19 protein-coding genes are annotated in these 19,258 nt (G+C 38.9%); 15 read left to right on the forward strand and 4 right to left on the reverse strand.

What is annotated here, in order from left to right; translation table 11 throughout:
- Positions 1–6: 6 nt before the first annotated feature.
- From ALW18_07295 to ALW18_07305, 3 genes are all read right to left on the reverse strand, one after another.
- Positions 7–522, reverse strand: coding sequence for a hypothetical protein (locus ALW18_07295; GenBank protein ID AOE52333.1), 516 nt, complete (start codon positions 520–522; stop codon positions 7–9).
- 59 nt (positions 523–581) lie between these two features.
- On the reverse strand, positions 582–3,074 hold the full coding sequence (locus ALW18_07300) for a hypothetical protein (GenBank protein ID AOE52334.1): 2,493 nt from the start codon (positions 3,072–3,074) through the stop codon (positions 582–584).
- Positions 3,075–3,141: 67 nt separating this feature from the next.
- A complete protein-coding gene (locus ALW18_07305; GenBank protein AOE52335.1) occupies positions 3,142–4,119 on the reverse strand; it encodes a pyruvate dehydrogenase in 978 nt (325 codons plus the stop codon).
- A gap of 274 nt (positions 4,120–4,393) precedes the next feature.
- Here ALW18_07305 and ALW18_07310 point away from each other — a divergent pair, with 274 nt between their 5' ends.
- The 11 genes from ALW18_07310 to ALW18_07360 all read left to right on the forward strand — a co-directional run bounded on the left by ALW18_07310 (position 4,394) and on the right by ALW18_07360 (position 11,761).
- Positions 4,394–5,140 (forward strand): electron transfer flavoprotein subunit alpha, encoded by a 747-nt coding sequence (locus ALW18_07310; GenBank protein AOE52336.1) that lies wholly within the window; start codon positions 4,394–4,396, stop codon positions 5,138–5,140.
- A gap of 100 nt (positions 5,141–5,240) precedes the next feature.
- Complete coding sequence (locus ALW18_07315; protein ID AOE52337.1) at positions 5,241–6,212, forward strand: electron transfer flavoprotein subunit alpha; 972 nt, start codon at positions 5,241–5,243, stop codon at positions 6,210–6,212.
- A gap of 92 nt (positions 6,213–6,304) precedes the next feature.
- Entirely contained in the window at positions 6,305–6,928 is a 624-nt protein-coding gene (locus ALW18_07320; protein ID AOE52338.1) for a hypothetical protein, read from the forward strand.
- A 3-nt stretch (positions 6,929–6,931) separates the two neighbouring features.
- Positions 6,932–7,561 (forward strand): hypothetical protein, encoded by a 630-nt coding sequence (locus ALW18_07325; GenBank protein ID AOE52339.1) that lies wholly within the window; start codon positions 6,932–6,934, stop codon positions 7,559–7,561.
- Positions 7,561–8,385, forward strand: coding sequence for a thymidylate synthase (locus ALW18_07330; GenBank protein ID AOE52340.1), 825 nt, complete (start codon positions 7,561–7,563; stop codon positions 8,383–8,385). Before ALW18_07325 ends, ALW18_07330 begins: the two co-directional genes overlap by 1 nt.
- Before the next feature lie 81 nt (positions 8,386–8,466).
- The gene (locus ALW18_07335) at positions 8,467–8,823 is read left to right on the forward strand and encodes a hypothetical protein (GenBank protein ID AOE52341.1); all 357 of its coding nucleotides are present in this window, start codon (positions 8,467–8,469) and stop codon (positions 8,821–8,823) included.
- On the forward strand, positions 8,823–9,314 hold the full coding sequence (locus ALW18_07340) for a diacylglycerol kinase (GenBank protein AOE52342.1): 492 nt from the start codon (positions 8,823–8,825) through the stop codon (positions 9,312–9,314). The genes ALW18_07335 and ALW18_07340 overlap by 1 nt, the downstream gene beginning before the upstream one ends.
- Complete coding sequence (locus ALW18_07345; protein ID AOE52343.1) at positions 9,315–9,752, forward strand: GNAT family acetyltransferase; 438 nt, start codon at positions 9,315–9,317, stop codon at positions 9,750–9,752.
- 30 nt (positions 9,753–9,782) lie between these two features.
- Complete coding sequence (locus ALW18_07350; protein ID AOE52344.1) at positions 9,783–10,241, forward strand: hypothetical protein; 459 nt, start codon at positions 9,783–9,785, stop codon at positions 10,239–10,241.
- Positions 10,242–10,317: 76 nt separating this feature from the next.
- The gene (locus ALW18_07355) at positions 10,318–11,049 is read left to right on the forward strand and encodes a ubiquinone biosynthesis methyltransferase UbiE (protein AOE52345.1); all 732 of its coding nucleotides are present in this window, start codon (positions 10,318–10,320) and stop codon (positions 11,047–11,049) included.
- Between the two features lies 1 nt (position 11,050).
- The gene (locus ALW18_07360; protein ID AOE52346.1) at positions 11,051–11,761 is read left to right on the forward strand and encodes a PorT protein; all 711 of its coding nucleotides are present in this window, start codon (positions 11,051–11,053) and stop codon (positions 11,759–11,761) included.
- On the opposite strand, the gene ALW18_07365 is transcribed toward ALW18_07360, so the two are convergent.
- Complete coding sequence (locus tag ALW18_07365) at positions 11,748–12,485, reverse strand: RNA methyltransferase (GenBank protein AOE52347.1); 738 nt, start codon at positions 12,483–12,485, stop codon at positions 11,748–11,750. The genes ALW18_07360 and ALW18_07365 overlap by 14 nt on opposite strands.
- Before the next feature lie 39 nt (positions 12,486–12,524).
- On the opposite strand from ALW18_07365, the gene ALW18_07370 reads away from it, so the two are divergent.
- The 4 genes from ALW18_07370 (at position 12,525) to ALW18_07385 (ending at position 19,175) form a co-directional block, all read left to right on the forward strand.
- Positions 12,525–15,083: a hypothetical protein gene (locus tag ALW18_07370; protein ID AOE52348.1), complete on the forward strand. Its 2,559-nt coding sequence runs from the start codon at positions 12,525–12,527 to the stop codon at positions 15,081–15,083.
- A 46-nt stretch (positions 15,084–15,129) separates the two neighbouring features.
- A complete protein-coding gene (locus ALW18_07375) occupies positions 15,130–16,197 on the forward strand; it encodes a fructose-bisphosphate aldolase (GenBank protein ID AOE52349.1) in 1,068 nt (355 codons plus the stop codon).
- Between the two features lie 36 nt (positions 16,198–16,233).
- The gene (locus ALW18_07380) at positions 16,234–17,088 is read left to right on the forward strand and encodes an acetyl-coenzyme A carboxylase carboxyl transferase subunit beta (GenBank protein ID AOE52350.1); all 855 of its coding nucleotides are present in this window, start codon (positions 16,234–16,236) and stop codon (positions 17,086–17,088) included.
- 299 nt (positions 17,089–17,387) lie between these two features.
- Complete coding sequence (locus ALW18_07385) at positions 17,388–19,175, forward strand: hypothetical protein (protein AOE52351.1); 1,788 nt, start codon at positions 17,388–17,390, stop codon at positions 19,173–19,175.
- Positions 19,176–19,258 lie beyond the last annotated feature (83 nt).

Genomic DNA, 19,258 nt, shown 5'->3' on the forward strand with positions numbered 1-19,258 from the left:
AGAATTTTAGTATACCTGACTTGTAGTCTTCTCGCAATCAGCGCATGAAGAACACACCAAATGTTTATCATTATCACTAATTATCACCTGCGGCAGGCAACCTTCTTCCTCACAACTGCCTTTGCATATTATAATCCTGCTTCTTTTTCGTCCTGAAATATCTTCAACATCAAAATAGAATTTATCTTTTTCAAGGTGAAGTGTAGTACCTACTTTTATATTTCCTTTTGCCGCCGAAGCAATCATTATATAAATATCCTGATGAGACAGATCAATTGTCTTTGTTTTAACGATCCTGAAGTTCGTAAAAACCACCGTATCTTTTATTGCCAGCTTATTCATTACAACACCGGCCCACTTTTTTGCAATGGAGACACTATCACCTACGATAGCGTCATTACCCGATAGCGTTCCTGCAACCTCTAAATCAAAATCGGTAATAGTTTTTACTTTACCTTCATTTTTAGAAGTGCACGATGCAAGCGCCAGTAGAAAAAGCAATCCGGTTAGATATGATTTCATAAAGAGGGCATGAGGTTGTTTGTACGAATTTACAATTTTTTTGGTAATCTCAAAACTTTTTAAAAATGGAAACCAAACACGCCTTTTATCGCAAACTTATTGGCATCGGGCAAGTTAAGATAACTTCCCCTCCATGCAAAGTCAATCCTGAATACTTTGAAGATATTCCCTATACCTGCATGATATTCCCAGTACACATCCTCCGGAGCACGGTACTCTATGCTCGATGCATTAAGCCTTCTGTTACCATCAGACACCGTTCCGTAGACGCCTTTTACACCTACAATTTCCCTTAGGTTTAAATTCCTAAGCCCCGGAATCCTTGAAAACAGCCTTCCGTTAAAATTATGCTCAAAATGCAGCGACACATATTCATCGGCTACAAACTCGTAGTAATTCATAAGGTTGTAGGTGTTCTCGATAACAAAGTAGGACTGGTTACCAGGCACAATACCCATTAATCCTAATGGCACATCGCCAAATATCTTACCAGCTTCAAGCGTGGCAAACAATCGTCCGAAACCACCAACAAGTACAGGTTGGCGATAATAAAACTGTAATTTCTGATATTCAAAATCGCTACCAAACAAGCCTTTTATACCTTGCGAGAAATTAAGATACAGCCTTGAGTAGTTAAGATCTACATCGGTACGTTCCACGCCATAACCAATAGTCCTTCGTTTGGGTGTATATTCTACCATCGCACCAAACTCATATTGCTCCAGGTTTCCTTTTGTCCCTTTAGACGGGTCGTTAGGATCGATATAATAATCCATTAAGAAGGTAGGGAAAGCCGACCTTAATGTCCTATAATTAAGGCTACCCTTAAACACTAAATGTTTTACAGGCTCTATTTCTGCTGAGAAGGTAGTAAAGTTAACGTTGGTTAGCTTGCTGTTATCTCCGCTGGCAAAAACTGCCGACGACGCAAAACTCCTACCAAGCACATCACTTGTAGATGTAAGGCTCACCCCTATCTGTTCTACATCGCGCCTGTTACCTGCCGCAAGTATTACCCTTTTTTCTTTGTTAACCATCCACTTACCGGATATACCATACTTAAACTTATTATCCTTAAATCCGTATGCGGTATACCCCTCAATCCTCCAAGGGTCGTTCTGACCAAAATAGGTTCGCCCGCCCGTTCGCAGCCTTACACCTTCAACATCATTGTAACCAAAACTGGAAAATATAGGACCATAGTCAAAATTACCCATTTGGTAATAGCCACTACCAAGTGTGGCGACGAGGCTATACATCCGTTTAAATTTAGGTACCGTTTTTAAGGTATCCAGCATTTTATAAACACCCCGCTCGTCTTTATTGAGCGATTCAAATCGATTCTCCTCCCAATATTCGTCATCCTTTTTATAAATCTCTTCGTTATTAAGGTTTACGTCGGGATTATAAAACGCATCGGGTCTTTTCTTATCAAAAACATAGTCACGGAAAAGCGTGGTTCTCTTGCCATATACCCCTTTAGATGATTCTTTTTTACTAATCGCAAAGTCAGACATCATATGATCCCTTTTTAAAAGAAACACAGAGTCGTTTAAAACATCAAAGTCCTGCTCAATGTAAATATCTTTAACCCAGTTGATATTTGCCGCCTTACTGGCAGACATGGCTATTTTTTTAATCGCGTAGGTTGTATCGTTAACCCAGAAGTTTCCTTTAAACGTAAGCTCACCTTTACGCCTTGGGTAAAAAACGATATTATAGCACCATTTGTTTTCAATATAGGTACTGTCAGCAAGAACATAATTGTACACGTTAATACCAGTACGCGATAACGGACTTACAAAATCCTTATCAAAGAACTTAAGGTAATTATCGTAAATATCATATTCGGCATACAGGTCTTTTACAAAGGCAATGATCTGCTGATTATTACTAAACCCGGAGTTTTTATTGGCACGGGTAATCTCTTTTTTACGGCTGGCAACATTATCGCCATACACATTGCTCAACGCCTCGTTAATAAATATGGGCAGGTATGTTTTACCTGTTACGCTCGATGTATCAACATGGTCAAAAATAAACTCCATACCCTTAAACACTCTGCTTTTCATAAAAGCACTGTCTATGGTATTCATATCAAACTCTACCTTTTCGTATTTATCATACTCATATTGCTTGAACATCCTGAGTCCGTTCTTACGGCGGCGTTCCCATATTTTACGGAGTATATCAATAGCAGGGTTGTTTTTCTTAGATGTTTTCCCGCTATATAGCACGACTTCTTTTAACTCCTGTGCTTCGCTAAGTTTCGCCTTGATATTAAGGGTCGCGGATCTTTCAAGCTTTATTTCTTTCGCAGCAAACCCAACAAACGAGATTACAACTTCGGTATAGGTGTTTTGAGATTCCAGATAAAACTTACCGTTTTCGTCGGTAATAGTACCTTCTGTACTTCCTTTAAAGTAGATACTGGCATAAGGTATAGGCGCATTTGCATCATCTACAACTATACCGCCAATTTTGGTTTGCGCCATAAGTGAGCCGGAAAGAAGTAGAAATATCGCAGATAAAAACAGTAGTATTCTTTTCATATATGCTATAAAACAAAAAACTTCATCATATAGTATGATGAAGTTTCAAATATAGGTGTTTATTTTGTTATTTATACATAACTTTTTTCACAGCTTTTACAAGATCTCCCGCGTTAGGAAGCCACTCTTTAAGTAGTACCGGAGAGTACGGAGCCGGTGTATCTGCTGTAGTTATCCTTTGGATAGGAGCATCAAGATAATCAAAAGCCCTTTCCTGAACAATATAAGTTATTTCTGATGCTATACTTCCAAACGGCCAAGCCTCTTCAAGTATAACCAAACGGTTTGTTTTTTTAACCGAGTTAAGAATAGTCTCGTGATCCATTGGACGGATCGTTCTTAAATCGATGATCTCGATACTGATTCCTTCTTTTTCAAGTTCTTCAGCAGCGATAAAAGCTTCTTTTAATATTTTACCGAAAGATACAACTGTTACATCTTTACCTTCACGTTTAACATCAGCAAGACCTAGTGGAATTGTATATTCTCCTTCAGGCACCTCACCTTTATCTCCGTACATCTGCTCAGATTCCATGAATATAACAGGATCGTTATCACGGATAGCCGACTTAAGAAGTCCTTTAGCATCGTATGTATTAGACGGTACAACAACTTTAAGACCCGGAGTATTTGCATACCAGTTCTCGAAAGCCTGAGAGTGCGTAGCTGCAAGCTGTCCTGCCGATGCAGTTGGCCCACGGAATACCATTGGCATTGTAAACTGTCCTGCAGACATTTGGCGCATCTTAGCTGCGTTGTTAATAATCTGGTCAATACCTACTAATGCAAAGTTGAATGTCATGAACTCAACAATTGGCCTGTTACCGTTCATAGCACTACCTACGGCAATACCGGCAAAACCAAGCTCAGCGATTGGAGTATCAATTACCCTTTTAGGGCCAAACTCGTCAAGCATTCCTTTTGAGGCTTTGTAGGCACCGTTATATTCAGCAACCTCTTCACCCATTAAATATATAGCTTCGTCACGGCGCATTTCTTCGCTCATGGCTTCACAAATAGCTTCTCTAAATTGTATCGTTCTCATGTAACTTCTTATTCGTATTAAATGAATGGCAAAAATAAAGATTTAAAATTATTTAATGCGCTTATATTTCCAAATAAATAAAATGTTAGGAACTTGTTCGTAAAACCGCAACTATTCGCAATAATCAGTGTTTTAAAGCTTAATTTTTGTGATTAATAAATTTAATACCGAAAATTTTTAAAAAAATTGCATTTAATATGCGTGCATAGTTTTTTATTTAGATAAATTTCTTATTTTCGTAACGGAAAAACCTCAACTTTATAACTTTATAAAAATGAAAATATTAGTCTGCATCAGCCACGTGCCTGATACCACAGCAAAAATTAACTTTGCAAACGGCGACAGCGAGTTTGATACTAATGGCGTTCCGTTTGTAATAAATCCCAACGACGAATTTGGTTTAACAAGAGCAATCTGGTTTAAAGAACAAGCCGGCGCAAACGTTACAGTAGTAAACGTAGGCGGCCCGGATACCGAACCAACCCTTAGAAAAGCACTTGCAATAGGTGCAGATGAGGCAATTCGCGTTAACGCAAACCCAACAGATGGCTTCTTCGTAGCAAAACAACTTGCAGAAGTAGTTAAGAACGGTGGTTTTGACCTTGTAATAGCAGGTAAAGAATCACTCGATTATAATGGCGGTATGGTAGGCGGAATGCTTGCCGGCCTTCTTGGATACGATTTTATTAACTCGTGCATCAATCTTGAAATTACAGGATCTGACGTGAAAGCAGTACGTGAAATTGATGGTGGTAAAGAAACCCTTAGCGCTAAATTACCTTTAGTTATTGGCGGACAAAAAGGCCTTGTAGAAGAAAAAGACCTTAAAATTCCTGTAATGAGAGGCATCATGATGGCAAGACAAAAAGTACTTACCGTACTTGAGCCTGTAGAAGCCAACATTACTACTAAAGCGGTGAAGTTTGAAAAACCGGCACCTAAATCGGCAGTAAAACTTATAAGCCCTGACAATCTTGATGAGCTTGTAAACCTTTTACATAACGAAGCTAAAGTTATCTAAATTTGAAAATGTGCCGATGTACTAATTAAAATTACCACACAGCACGATTCACTGAATTGATTTCAATTAAAAGTTTTCAAATCTCCAAATTAAAAAAATTATGTCAATATTAATATATGCTGAGTTTGCCGAAGGCAAATTCAAAAAAACAGCTTTCGAGCTTGCTTCATACGCTAAAAAAATTGCAGGTGAAACGGGCACAACCGTAACTGCCCTTACTATAAATGCTGCCGATGCTGCTGCACAACTAGGACAATACGGCGTTGATAAAGTGCTTAATGTAAAATCTGATAAGCTTACTGCGTTCAACGCTAAGGCATATGCCGACGCTATAAAACAGGCTGCCCAGAAAGAAAGTGCTAAAATTGTATTATTCAACTCTACAACAGACAGTATTTATATTGCTCCCCTTGTAGCTGTTGCCCTTGAGGCTGGTTATGCATCAAACGTAGTTGCGCAACCAATAAGCCTTTCGCCTTTCCAGGTAAAAAGAAACGCTTTTTCTAACAAAGCATTTAATATAACAGAGATCACTACAGATATTAAAGTACTTACTATAGGCAAAAACTCTTACGGAGTATTTGAAAATGCAGTAAGCGCAACTGAAGAAGAATTCTCACCATCATTAAACGACAACGATTTTACTGTGAAAGTAGAGTCTTCTGAAAAAGTATCGGGCAAAGTAACTATTGCAGATGCAGAAGTTGTTGTATCTGGCGGACGCGGACTTAAAGGCCCTGAAAACTGGGGTATAATTGAAGATCTTGCTGCTGCGCTTGGTGCTGCCACTGCATGTTCTAAACCGGTATCTGACCTTGGATGGAGACCTCACAGCGAGCACGTAGGCCAAACAGGTAAGCCTGTAGCTGCCAATCTTTATATTGCAGTAGGTATTTCAGGAGCTATACAGCACATTGCAGGTATCAACTCATCTAAAGTAAAAGTAGTTATCAACGCCGATGCCGATGCTCCTTTCTTTAAAGTTGCAGACTACGGCGTTGTAGGTGATGCTTTTGAAATTGTTCCTAAGTTGACTGAAAAAATTAAAGCCTTTAAAGCTCAAAACTCATAATTTTATTTTAAATTGTGCCCCACAAAAGGGCTATCCGGCTACGATAGTTTATCTTTGCCCGGATAGCCCTTTTTCTATACAGGAACACCAATATGAGCTTAGTAAAACTTACTATAAAAGGAATCTCATACAGCCAGACTCAAAACGGCGCGTATGCATTGATTCTTAATGAAGTGGACGGAGAACGCAAGTTACCTATAGTGATAGGCGCCTTTGAGGCCCAGTCTATAGCTATTGCCCTTGAAAAAGAGATAAAACCGCCCAGACCACTTACCCATGACTTATTTAAAAATTTTGCCGACCGCTTTGACGTGGTCGTAAAACAGGTTATTATACACAAACTGGTAGACGGTGTTTTCTTTTCGAGCATTATTTGCGAACGCGACCGCATCGAGGAAATTATAGATGCACGCACATCAGACGCTATTGCACTGGCATTGCGTTTTAACGCACCTATATTTACCTACAAGAATATTCTGGACAAAGCAGGTATCTTCCTTAAATTGAATCCTGAAGCCGATGCCGAAGGTAATTTAACCCAACCGGAAGATGTACTTTCTGAACCTGAAACTTTCGGAACAGAAACTGTTTCGGGAGAAGGGTATTCTGCCTATAGCCTGCAGGAGCTTAACGATATGCTGGACGGTGCCGTACAGAATGAAGACTACGAGAAAGCAGCAAAAATACGCGACGAAATATCAAAGAGGGAGAGTTAAACAATGAAAAAGATTAGCGTAAAGCTACTGCCTTTTTTTGTTCTTTTACTTATGTATACAGCAACAGGGTGTTCTAAAAAACAATACCCTAAAGCCGAATACCATAAACTTACCGGACGTAAGGCTAAACTATATACAGCTCAGGGTATAAAAACCAGCAGCAATACATTGCCCTTAGGTGATAAACAAAAGTTTACACTTACAGCAACTGACTCGGTTTTAACTTACCCCGGAAAAAGCAGTGAAAAAATTTACAGTAATTACAAAGAGTTCTTTGCCGATGTAGTTCCGGGAAAAAATTATAAAGTTTCTGTACATACCCTGCCGGACACTCACACCAGCACCTATAAGTATCTGTTCGTATCGCTAGCCGACATATTTGACAAACAGGACAAAAAATTAAAGATTGAAATTGTAGAAAATAGATGGGCAACCGGTTTTGAAAAGCCCGGACTCAAAAGAGCTTTTACATTTAATAGCGGTGAGACAGACCAGGTTCGCATTGTTATCTGCGCAGACAATAGAGAACTTGACAAAAAAATATTTACTTTTACAATTAATTTCGTCAGTAAAAAATTCATGACAGCACCCACAGGTGACTTTTATATAACTATCGAAGAAATCAAGGAATAATGAAGCAGTATCACGACTTAGTTAAGCATGTTTTAGAGAACGGAGTGCAAAAAGGCGACCGTACAGGTACGGGAACAAAAAGCGTTTTTGGTTATCAGATGCGTTTTGACCTTAGTGAAGGATTCCCTTTAGTAACGACAAAAAAACTGCACTTAAAGTCGATAATATACGAACTGCTTTGGTTTTTAAATGGTGAAACCAACATTGGCTACCTTAACGACAATGGGGTTAAGATATGGGATGAATGGGCTGACGAAGATGGCAACCTGGGTCCGGTTTACGGTCACCAGTGGCGTAACTGGGACGATAAGGAAATTGACCAGATCACCGAACTTATTGAAACCCTTAAAACAAACCCTAACAGCCGAAGGATGCTAATTTCCGCATGGAACCCAAGCGTGCTGCCGGATACTTCAAAATCATTTTCAGAAAATGTAGCAAACGGTAAAGTTGCTTTACCCCCATGCCATGCTTTCTTTCAGTTTTATGTTGCAGAAGGAAAACTATCATGTCAGCTGTACCAGCGTAGTGCCGATATATTTTTAGGTGTACCTTTTAACATAGCATCGTACGCATTGCTTACCATGATGATTGCCCAGGTTTGCGGACTTGAAGCAGGAGACTTCATCCACACATTTGGTGACGCGCATATTTACAACAATCATATGGAACAGCTTGAACTTCAGTTAAGCCGCGAGCCAAAACCGCTACCTACCATGAAACTGAATGCTGATGTTAAAGATATCTTTGATTTTAAATTTGAAGATTTTACGTTAGAGAATTACGATCCTCACCCGCATATTAAAGGAGCTGTTGCAGTTTAATAATCGCTTTTAGTTAAGCATTTCTTACAGTGAGATATAATTTCTTATTTTTCATTACCTTTAGTTACCAAAACCTAAGAAATGGAAACAACTCAACAAGACCTCTATGAATATGCCCGCAAAAGGGTAAAACAGAAAAAGCGCGTTTATTTTCACTTTATACTGTTTTTCGTCAGTAGTATTTTCTTCTTTATTATAAATAAAGTTCTAAAGATAGACCCCGAACAAGACTGGTACCTTTGGGCAATAACAGCATGGGCTTTTATTTTTATAATGCACTTTATAAAAGTATTTGTTACCGAAAGCTTTATTAACAAAAAGTGGGAACAGGAGCAGATAGCCAAACTGGTTGCACGCCAGGAGCGCCGCATAGGTCAGCTGGAAAAGAAACTGGAAAACGACACTAACACAACAACAACTACTACCACTTTAGAATAATGACCCTTACCCTTATAGCGGCAGTTGCCGAAAACAATGCATTAGGCAAAGACAACAAAATGATGTGGCACCTGCCGGATGACTTTAAGCATTTTAAAAGCCGTACATCGGGTCACCATATTATAATGGGAAGAAAAACATTTGAAAGCTTCCCTTCTGCCCTGCCCAACCGCACTTCGGTAATCATTACCCGCCAGTCAGACTACAAGGCAGACGGATGTATTGTTGTGGGCAGCCTGGATGAAGCCATTGCAGTTTCACCAAAGGATGAAGAGGTGTTTATTATTGGCGGAGGCGAAATATACAACCAAAGTATTGACCGTGCCGACAAACTGGACCTTACCCGCGTACATGCCGAATTTCCCGATGCAGACGCTTACTTTCCGCAGATAGACGAATCGAAATGGGAATTATCAGAAGCTATTTTTCACCCGAGAGATGAAAAACATGCGTATGAAATGACATTTCAGACGTATTTAAAAAAGCAGTAAATGGATATCCGCTCCTATTCTCCCTCTGACAAGGGCAGTATAATAGACCTTCTCCGTTTAAACACACCTAACTACTTCTCCATTGAAGAGGAAGCAGACCTTAATGATTATTTGGACAACCAAATAGATATATATTATGTTGTAGAAGATAACGGCTTATTAATAGGGAGTGGTGGCATAAATATTACCGAAGACAGAAAGACAGCAAGAATATCGTGGGATATAGTCCATCCCGATTATCAGGGTAAAGGTATTGGGCAACTACTTACACACTATAGAATTAGAAAAATAAAAGAAATGAATGGAATTGAGAAAATTTCTGTAAGAACTTCGCAATTTGCATCCAAATTCTATGAAAAATTTGGTTTCAAATTACTTGAAGTTGTAAAAGACTACTGGGCTAAAGGCATTGATATGTACAGAATGGAACTAATGTAAACTTCTTATATTTGTTTCAAACATTATTTTATGAAACGTATTATTTTTATTTTCTCAGCATTATCAATAATCACAATAGCTTCATGCAATAAAAAGAATGAGGAGAAGATTGGAAAAGAAACACAGGCATATACCCAGCCTTCAACTCCTACCGATACTGTAATTGTAACCCCTACCGAAACTCCAAAAACAGAGCGTCCCGATAAACCTGTAATTGAAACAACATTAAACACAAAATTGTTGTTCAACACCTGGGTGAGTAATCCTGAAAACCCACATGCTGATTTTGTGCTTTCTAAAAAATCATTTTATGTAGTTGATTACGATGGCGACGCTGATATGCCCTACACACTTAACGGTGAAACTTTAACCGTGTATTATAAAGACGACACCAGACAGGCAAAAATTATTTCTGTGACAAAAGATAATCTTTTACTGCAATGGGAAGGTGTTGAAGAACCCACAACATACACAGTATGGAAAAGGTAAATGAGTTTGCACAGAAAAACATTTCTAACTCCCTATTAACAAAACTATTTCTATCTTTGTTGCGTAAATAAAAGCAATGTCGCAAAACGTAACTCCTTATAAAGATTCCGGCCTGGGCAAAAAAGAACAGGTAGCCCAAATGTTTGATACTATTTCCGGTAATTACGATGGTTTAAACCGCGTAATTTCGTTTGGTATAGATGTTTCATGGCGTAAAAAAGTATTAAAGCTTGTTTCGGCTAAAACCCCAAAAACCATACTGGATATCGCTACCGGTACCGGAGACCTTGCCATACTAATGGCTGAGACTTCTGCAACCGAAATTATTGGCGCAGATATCTCTGAAGGCATGATGGAAGTTGGACGTAAAAAAGTTACCGAAAAAGGGCTTGACGGAAAAATTAAGCTTGTATATGGCGATAGTGAGAATCTTCCTTTTGACGACAATTACTTTGATGCTATTACTGTTGCTTTTGGCGTTCGTAATTTTGAAACACTTGAAAAAGGCCTCGGTGATATTTTACGCGTTTTAAAACCAAACGGCATTTTTGTGATACTTGAAACATCGGTGCCAACAAAATTCCCGTTTAAACAAGGCTACACTTTTTACAGCAAATACCTTCTTCCGCTTATAGGGAGACTATTCTCTAAAGACAGATCGGCTTATGCTTACCTTAGTGAATCGGCTTCTGTTTTCCCTCATGGGGAAGCTTTAAACAATATTTTGCGAAAAGTTGGGTTTATAGAGGTTAAGAATATGCCGCAGACCCTTGGAGTGGCAACAATTTACTCTGCCTCAAAAAAATAAGATGAAGAAACTGTTTATATACATACTGCTATTTACCGGCCTTTGCAGCCATGCGCAGTTTGGTACGCAAATATTCAGCAAAAAGCCTATTGTTAACCTTGAAAACTTTGACAAACAAAGGGTTCACTGGGGATACTTCCTTGGCTTTAACAGCTATGATTTTAAGTTTGACTATAAAGTTGATCCTAAAGTAGACATTGCGGTAACGCGAACAACAGGCTTTAATGTGGGCCTTGTAGGTAACCTTAGACTTTTTGAATACCTGGATCTTCGTTTTGAACCGGGACTATACTATACGCAGCGCGACCTTGCCTTTAATGTCGAAGGCACAGAATCTGACAGGCTAAGAGAAGTAAAATCTACATATATACATTTTCCACTATTGCTGAAATTTTCAGCTAAAAGGACGGGAAATATAAAACCTTACCTTTTAGGTGGTGTATCGCGTTCACTTAACCTTTCGAGTAGCTTTAACTCGAAAGACGATAACATGACCGGAGACCGGTTCAGGATGAATAAATGGACTAACTTTTACGAAGTTGGTGCAGGTATAGATATTTACTTTGAATTCTTTAAGTTCTCTCCTTCAATTCGTGGCGTGTTTAGTTTTGACGATGAGATTATCCGCGACAACGACCCTAATAGCCCATACACAGGCAATGTTGCTTCTATGAAAACAAGGGGAATCTTTGTAAACTTTACTTTCCACTAAAATCTCTTCGGAACTCGCTTAAGATTATAGCAGCAGCAGTTGCTACGTTAAGGCTTTCAGTTTGTTGCAGGTCTCCAAAACGAGGTATAGCTATTTTATGCCCTACCCTGTTCTCTATACTTTGCGATATACCGTTGGCTTCGTTACCCATAACAACTATTCCATTTTCAGGAAGGTCTTCGCCATATATATTTTCGCCATCCATAAAGGTTCCGAAAACAGGCAGTGAAGTCGTTTCAAGATAGGACTCAAGATTAGTGTAAACTACATTAACACGTGTTAATGATCCCATAGTAGCCTGTACCACTTTCGGATTATAAACATCTACACATTGTTCCGAACATACAAGGTGCTTAATCCCAAACCAGTCGCATAGCCTTATAATAGTACCCAGGTTTCCGGGATCACGCACATCATCAAGTGCAACAATAAGTCCGCTGTCCGGTACAGCTTTTTCGTCTGGCATCACAAATAAAGCCAGGCAGACATTAGGTGTAGAAAGCGCACTTATTTTTTTAAGTTCTGCTTCTGTTATAAGCTCCACCTTACGTTTATCAACCTTTGTAAAGATGTCCTGGGTGGTAAATAATTGATGTAATTCAAAATTGGAATTGAGTAATTCCTGTACTACCTTTATACCTTCGGCAAAGAACAATTTATCCTGCTTTCTGTATTTTTTTTGCTGTAAGCCCGTTATTGTTTTAATTTGGTTTTTACTAACCATAAAAAATGTATTTTTGAATTACTATTTGCCCATACCGTCTTGAGAAATAAAGCAACAAAAATAGCACTAATTATATTATCGGGCTGGATTTTATATTCATGCTCTCTCGTAAAAAGGGTTCCTGACGGTAAACACCTGCTTGAAAAGGTTGATATCAATGTAAATCAGGAAAAGAAAAACGACGATGAGATAAAAGATCAGCTGTATCAAATACCAAATACAGGCATCTTGGGCTATCACCTGAGGCTGCACCTGTACAATATGGCCAAACCCAATGCCGATTCGTCATACCATGCTTGGCTGGACAGAAAACCCGGCAGGCATGAGCGCATGAGAAAACTACTTTCTGAAAAGCAGGTTCAGCGTCTTGGCAACTCTTTCGTAGTAACAGGCTTTAGCAACTTCCTTAAAAAAACAGGTGAGCCACCGGTTCTTGTGGACACCAACCGTATAAAAAAATCAAGAAACAGATTATTTGCTTACTATTACAAGCAAGGCTACTTCAGGTCGAAAGTAACTTCAAAAATAGACACGCTGCCTAACAAAAGAGCGGTGGTTACCTATGATATAGCAACAGGAACACCCTACAAACTGGACAGCATCGCTGCTTTTATAGAATCGCCTGAGTTGGATAGCCTGTACAATGCCACAAAAAGACAGTCATTATTAAAGCCAGGAGCTCAGTATAACGAGTCTAATTTTACAGGAGAACGCGAGCGTTTAACTACCTACTTTAGAAACCACGGAGCCTATTACTTTTACCAAAACAACGTTTCGTATGTTGTAGATACCGTAAACAATAACTATAAAGCCAATGTAGAACTGGTTATAGATAACGAATCGGTTCGCCGTGGCGACTCTACTTTTGTAAGGCCGTTTAAGCTTTATAAAATAAGCAAGGTTAATATCTTTACGAGCAACCCTTCGAGCGCAGACCAGTCTATAGACAGCACAACCTATAAAGGCTTCAACATTTACAGTACCGGAAAGCTAAACTACAGGCCAAAAGCAATAACCGACCCGGTATTTATTACTCCTGACAGCCCTTTTTCTGACCTTAGGATGATAGGTACTTCACGTTACCTGAGTAACCTTAGGATTTTCAACTCTCCTTCCATTAAATATGTTGAAGACCCGAACGACCCTGAAGGAAAATCGCTAATTGCCAACATTACCTTGTTACCTAAGAAGAAGTTCCGTTTTAATATGGCGGCTGATTTTACGCACTCTAACATTCAGGATTTTGGTATTTCGGGAAGTTTAGGGGTAACCATGCGAAATGTATTTAGGGGAGCCGAAACACTGGATATTACCACACGTGGAAACATTGGTTCATCAAGGGATAACGCAATTAAAGACAGATCATTCTTTAATATATTAGAGTATGGTGCCGATTTAAAGCTAACCATACCAAGGATATTCTTTCCGTTTAATACCGAAAAGATAATCCCTAAAAACCTTATACCATCAACGGTAATAAGCCTTGGTACAACCAGGCAGCAGAACATTGGTCTGGATAAGGAGAGTCTGACAGGGGTTTTAAGCTACAACTGGGCACCGCCAAGACGTAACAGGTCGAGCAAACTGGATCTTGTAAACGTGCAATATGTACGTAACGTTAACCCTGATAAATATTTTAGAGTATACGAATCGTCCTACGACAGGCTTAATGAAATAGCGGAGCGGTATGCGGGCGATATTCCGCCGGATTATTTTGACGCCAGAGGCAACCTTACCATTGATGAAGGCGGATCGGATAATTTCATTAATGATGTTCTAAACAATAACACCATTACAGTATCCGATAACGACAGGGACAACATCCGAAGCATTAATGAACGTAGAAACAGGCTGACAGAAAACAACCTTATTGTTGCTACCAATTACACATTTACTACGACAAGCAGGGAAAACCTTACCGATAATACCTTCTTTATTTTCAAGACCAAAGTAGAATCGGCAGGTGCTCTATTATCACTTTTAGGCGGAACAGTAGTAGACCCCAATAGTAACTCAGACCAGCGTACTTTATTTAACGTGGCCTATTCGCAATACGTAAAAGGCGAAGTTGATTTCATTAAACACTGGGACCTTAGACGCGGAAAAGTATTGGCTATGCGTGCCTTTTTCGGCCTTGCACTGCCTTATGGAAACTCTAACTCGATACCGTTTACACGAAGTTATTTTGCAGGGGGATCTAACGATAACCGCGGATGGCAGCCTTATAGCCTTGGCCCCGGAAGAAGCGGTGGATTAAACGACTTTAACGAAGCCAACCTTAAAATGGCATATAGTGCCGAACTTCGCTTTAATATTTTTGGAAAGCTTAACGGAGCTATCTTTGGCGACGTAGGCAACATTTGGAATGTTTTTGATTCGGAAACAGATGAAGAAAAAACTTTTAACGGTTTATCTTCCTTTAAAGACCTTGCTTTTGGGTCGGGACTTGGATTTAGGTACGACTTTAACTTCTTCGTAGTGCGTTTTGATGTAGGTTTTAAAACCTATAATCCGGGACGCGAAGAGAACAATCGCTGGTTTAAAGAGTATAATCTGTCCAAATCTGTTCTAAATGTCGGAATTAATTATCCGTTCTAATTTTAAAATATTATTTTTGTAGCTTCAATTCTAAAATTTAAAAATAATGGCTCATAATATTAAGCCCGGTGTTGCTACCGGAGATCAGGTTCAGGAGATCTTTAAATATGCTAAAGAAAAAGGGTTTGCCCTTCCAGCAGTAAACGTTACAGGATCAAGCACTATTAATGGTGTAATGGAAACTGCAGCGAGACTTAAGGCTCCGGTAATCATCCAGTTCTCAAACGGCGGATCTATTTACAATGCCGGAAAAGGCTTATCTAATGCAGACGAAAAAGCAGCTATTTTAGGTGCTGTCGCAGGAGCTAAACACATACATACACTTGCAGAAGCTTACGGAGCAACTGTTATATTACATACTGATCACTGTGCAAAAAAACTTTTGCCATGGATTGACGGTCTTCTTGATGCTAGTGAAAAACATTTCGCTGAAACAGGAAAACCATTATTCAGCTCTCACATGATCGACCTTTCTGAGGAGCCTCTTGAAGAGAACATGGAAATTTCTAAAAAATACCTTGAGAGAATGAGCAAAATGGGCATGACCCTTGAGATCGAACTTGGTATTACTGGTGGTGAAGAAGATGGTGTTGACAATTCTGACGTTGACAGCTCTAAACTTTATACGCAGCCGGAAGAAGTAGCTTACGCTTACGAAGAGCTTAGCAAAGTATCTGATAAATTTACTGTAGCTGCTGCTTTTGGTAACGTACACGGTGTATACAAACCGGGTAACGTAAAACTTACTCCGAAAATCCTTAAAAACTCTCAGGAGTTTGTACAAAGCAAATTCAACCTTGGTGAAAACCCTGTAGATTTTGTATTCCACGGAGGATCTGGTTCAACTCTTGAAGAAATCAGGGAAGCTATTGGATATGGTGTAGTAAAAATGAACATCGATACAGATCTTCAGTTTGCTTTCACAGAAGGTATCCGTGACTACGTTGTTAAAAACGTTGACTACCTTAAAACACAAATTGGTAGCCCGGATGGACCTGAGTCTCCAAATAAAAAATATTACGATCCAAGAAAATGGATGCGCGAAGGTGAACTTACCTTCAACGCAAGGCTTGAGCAGGCCTTTAAAGACCTTAACAACGTTAATACACTATAATAAAACTGCTTGCAGTAATAACTTTAACTGAATACGATGGCTTGGTTTAAAAGAACAGAAAAAGGGATAACAACACCAACCGAAGACAAAAAAGACGTACCTAAAGGTTTATGGTACAAGTCGCCAACCGGTAAAATTGTTGATGCAGAAGAACTTGCCAAAAACTTTTATGTTAGTCCGGAAGACGGCTACCACGTAAGGATAGGCAGCAAAGAGTACTTCAAAATCCTTTTTGACGATAACGAGTTTACAGAGTTTGATAAAAACATGACTTCTAAGGACACCCTTAAGTTTGTTGATACCAAAAAGTATGGCGACCGTATTAAGGAAGCTACCGAGAAGACTAAGCTTAAAGATGCAGTAAGAACTGCTGTAGGAAAGTCTAAAGGTAAAGATCTTGTTATAGCATGTATGGATTTCGCTTTTATTGGCGGATCTATGGGAGCTGTGGTAGGTGAAAAAATAGCACGTGCTATTGATCACTCTATCAAAAACAACATCCCGTTTGTAATGATCTCAAAATCTGGTGGTGCAAGGATGATGGAAGCAGCTTACTCACTTATGCAGTTAGCTAAAACATCGGCAAAGCTGGCGCAGCTGGCAGAAGCTAAAATTCCTTACATCTCACTTTGTACAGATCCTACTACGGGAGGGACAACAGCTTCTTACGCTATGCTAGGCGATGTAAACATCTCTGAACCGGGAGCCCTGATAGGCTTTGCTGGACCTCGTGTTGTAAAAGACACAACAGGTAAAGATTTACCTGAAGGTTTCCAAACCGCAGAATTTGTATTGGAGCATGGTTTCCTTGACTTCATTACACCACGTAAAGAGTTAAAAGACAAAATAAACTTATACCTGGATCTTGTATTGAACCAGCCTGTAAGATAAAGAATCATCCCCCTTTTTAAGGGGGATTTTTTTTACCCCTATACTTTCACTATCAATGCCACAACGCCTTAAAACAGCATTTAGTTGTAAACCTACAATTATTCATCCTTGATAAATATTCATCAAATTATTTATTTTATAAATATCAGATGTTGTTTTTTGATTTTTTATGATTTATTTTGCAGCGGCATTTCATCTTCGCCCCCGGATACAAAAGATGCTTATTTAAACAAATGAAACAAAAATTACTTTGTGTATTATTTTTGTTTTTACAGTTTACCTATGCACAACCCCCCGGCATGGATGTACTGGAAAAAGAACGCCAGATAAAACGCACGCTCAACACGAAGCCGGATAGCGCACGTGTTTACATTCAGCAAATTTTAAACTACAAGGGCAAGTTGCCCGATACTGTCTATGCAAACGCATATACAGCTTATGGCTACATCCACAACTTAAAGAACAACCTGGATTCTTCTATATTTTATTATAATAAAGCACTCGCTTTTACAAATGAGAAAAATACCCCCGCGATTCACGGCAGAATTTTACGCAACAAAGCAAGTACATACAAGAAAAGAGGAGACTATACTAAAGCGTTAGAATTACTGGCTGAGGCAGAACAGAACTACAAAGGTATACAGAACGAAAAAGGTCTTGCCTCAGTATACGGCGAAATAGCCTCTAATTATAATATGCTGCTACGCAGCGATGACGCTATTAAATATCTTCTTAAAGCTATTTCAATTCTCGAAAAAACAAATGACAAGACGTTAATATTAACAGTAAAGCTCAGCCTTGCAAACACCTATTTCAATATCGGTAACTACAACTTTGCATCAGATCTTTACAAAGAAATACTGCAGGGGTATAAAGACCAGAATTTCCCTAAAAATTACGCCATCACGTTAATAAATTACGGAGACTGTCTGAGCCATCTGAACGATTTAGCAGAAGCTCAAAAGATGTTTACAAGTGCATTACCAATTCTTGAGAAATTTGGAGATCAGGAACTGGTAGGCTTAACCTATTGCAAACTTGCACAGATAAAAGTAAAACAAAACAAAACCAACGAAGCTGAAAATTATCTCAAAGAAGCGTTTAAGAAAACACTGAACACCAAATCGCCAAGAACATTATACGTAGCCGCCGAATACCTGACGTTGCTTAACGCATTACACAAGACAAACGAAGCTTTACAGCTTGTAAGCACGGCTGAAAGCTCCGGCTTAATTGATAAATCAAATATTGCCGACAAAATGGCATTTGAAGGCCAGAAATCGGTAACGTTTTTACAAGCTGATAAAAAAGATGTCGCGATTCAAGCAGCAAGAGCGTCAGTTAATTTGGAAGACACGCTCAGTAAAACCATAGATTCATCAAGTGTAACGGCGATTCAACAACAATATCAAAACCAGTATCAGACCAAAAAAAGACAAAAGCTTACATCCCAAAACACATGGCTTCAGGAAGAATTATACGAAAGCAGATTGATTAAGATCATTCCACCGTTATGTCTTAGCCTATTGCTTATTATAGTTATAATCATATATGTATTTAAAAACAAGAGGCATAAGCAAAAATTATCAGTTGCCCAGGCTAAGAAAGACGCATTACTCAGAGAATATGAAAACATCAAAACAATAAACAGGCTACACAAAGAAAGTCTGGATATTAAAAAGAAAGAACTGGTATCGGGAATGATCTCAATAGCTAATCTTGAAGGAAACATAAGTAGCCTGATTAATCATTGCAGCCAAAATCCCGCGGATGTTTGCATTGAAGAAATAAATACAAAGTTAAAATCGCTGGCAAGCGATGATGACTACTGGAAATTATTCAGGAAACGTTTTAATGAAAATTACGCCGGCTTTCAGAAAAACCTTGAAAACAAATTCCCGGTTCTCACAAAAAACGATTTGTTTTTCTGCTCCTTATTAAAGCTAAATCTTCCCTACAAAGACATGGCATTACTTATGCAGGTCTCCCCGGAAAGTATCGTTAAGAAAAAATACAGGATTAAAAAACGAATGGGTATTGAGAACGAACAGGAACTCGAAAACGTTCTTACTAACACCTCTTTATAGTTTACATTTGAAAACCGATAATTTTTTTCGGAATGTACAAAAAACCAGCTTTTAAGTCGCTAAAAGCAATAAAATCAGCATTT

The organism is Flavobacterium psychrophilum, from assembly GCA_001708385.1.
Lineage (GTDB): Bacteria > Bacteroidota > Bacteroidia > Flavobacteriales > Flavobacteriaceae > Flavobacterium > Flavobacterium psychrophilum_A.

Bases quoted from the DNA above. Each gene is read 5' to 3' on its own strand.
- ALW18_07385 (AOE52351.1), top strand. From the start codon at position 17,388: ATGGATGTACTGGAAAAAGAACGCCAGATAAAACGCACGCTCAACACG.
- ALW18_07295 (AOE52333.1), bottom strand. From the start codon at position 522: ATGAAATCATATCTAACCGGATTGCTTTTTCTACTGGCGCTTGCATCG.
- ALW18_07340 (AOE52342.1), top strand. From the start codon at position 8,823: ATGACCCTTACCCTTATAGCGGCAGTTGCCGAAAACAATGCATTAGGC.
- ALW18_07320 (AOE52338.1), top strand. From the start codon at position 6,305: ATGAGCTTAGTAAAACTTACTATAAAAGGAATCTCATACAGCCAGACT.
- ALW18_07330 (AOE52340.1), top strand. From the start codon at position 7,561: ATGAAGCAGTATCACGACTTAGTTAAGCATGTTTTAGAGAACGGAGTG.
- ALW18_07325 (AOE52339.1), top strand. From the start codon at position 6,932: ATGAAAAAGATTAGCGTAAAGCTACTGCCTTTTTTTGTTCTTTTACTT.
- ALW18_07315 (AOE52337.1), top strand. From the start codon at position 5,241: ATGTCAATATTAATATATGCTGAGTTTGCCGAAGGCAAATTCAAAAAA.
- ALW18_07305 (AOE52335.1), bottom strand. From the start codon at position 4,119: ATGAGAACGATACAATTTAGAGAAGCTATTTGTGAAGCCATGAGCGAA.
- ALW18_07365 (AOE52347.1), bottom strand. From the start codon at position 12,485: ATGGTTAGTAAAAACCAAATTAAAACAATAACGGGCTTACAGCAAAAA.
- ALW18_07355 (AOE52345.1), top strand. From the start codon at position 10,318: ATGTCGCAAAACGTAACTCCTTATAAAGATTCCGGCCTGGGCAAAAAA.
- ALW18_07345 (AOE52343.1), top strand. From the start codon at position 9,315: ATGGATATCCGCTCCTATTCTCCCTCTGACAAGGGCAGTATAATAGAC.
- ALW18_07360 (AOE52346.1), top strand. From the start codon at position 11,051: ATGAAGAAACTGTTTATATACATACTGCTATTTACCGGCCTTTGCAGC.
- ALW18_07350 (AOE52344.1), top strand. From the start codon at position 9,783: ATGAAACGTATTATTTTTATTTTCTCAGCATTATCAATAATCACAATA.
- ALW18_07380 (AOE52350.1), top strand. From the start codon at position 16,234: ATGGCTTGGTTTAAAAGAACAGAAAAAGGGATAACAACACCAACCGAA.
- ALW18_07335 (AOE52341.1), top strand. From the start codon at position 8,467: ATGGAAACAACTCAACAAGACCTCTATGAATATGCCCGCAAAAGGGTA.
- ALW18_07300 (AOE52334.1), bottom strand. From the start codon at position 3,074: ATGAAAAGAATACTACTGTTTTTATCTGCGATATTTCTACTTCTTTCC.
- ALW18_07375 (AOE52349.1), top strand. From the start codon at position 15,130: ATGGCTCATAATATTAAGCCCGGTGTTGCTACCGGAGATCAGGTTCAG.
- ALW18_07310 (AOE52336.1), top strand. From the start codon at position 4,394: ATGAAAATATTAGTCTGCATCAGCCACGTGCCTGATACCACAGCAAAA.